The following is a 560-nucleotide window of genomic DNA, read 5'->3' as shown; positions in this document are numbered from 1 at the left end:
TAACCTAAAGGAGTATTTGTGTTCAAACGATATTTATTGATTTTTGTGGTGTTATTGCAATTTGGCTGTGCTTTTCGCACGGTCAGTCTACCTGCTGATGTAATATACATAAATGAAGACCTAAAGGGTGTTATTGGCAGATATTATGCAGCTGTGGAATATAATAATGAGTTGCTTGTTGAAGTTATGCTCTATGGTATGCAAGACAAGTTTCTTCAAGAGAATAAGGGTTGGATAACATTAGCGTTTCGCAGGCACGCTTATAAGCAGCTTGCGGGTGGTTACACGTTTGACGCCAATGCTGTCAAGCTAGACATAGGCGAGCTGACAATCAGAAAGATTAGCCCAGAAAGCAGAGGTGGGGAACTAAGACTAACGGAGCTATTAAATAGCAATCCGGATGCTGTGGTGTTTGTTGAATACGCCGTGTCAGTTGACAGGCAACAGTTATTTGAGGGCAAGAAGCTAGTAAAAAGACCATTTATTGTGAACACTGGCGAGCGTATTCCCGTTCAAGGCAAAGATATGAAAGTTGCTAATAGACCTGTTCTTTTAGATAA

Annotated in this window: 1 protein-coding gene; it reads left to right on the top strand. The window is 40.7% G+C overall.

Translation table 11 applies throughout. From position 1 onward, the window contains the following. Positions 1 to 18: 18 nt before the first annotated feature. Positions 19 to 560: hypothetical protein (locus AC1MDJ_RS08490; protein ID WP_479690472.1), on the top strand; the 542-nt coding region annotated here is incomplete at its 3' end.

The organism is Candidatus Termitispirillum reticulitermitis (genome assembly GCF_054655775.1).
The sequence above is the reverse complement of the archived record's forward strand: the minus strand, read 5'-3'. Positions and strand labels throughout refer to the sequence as shown.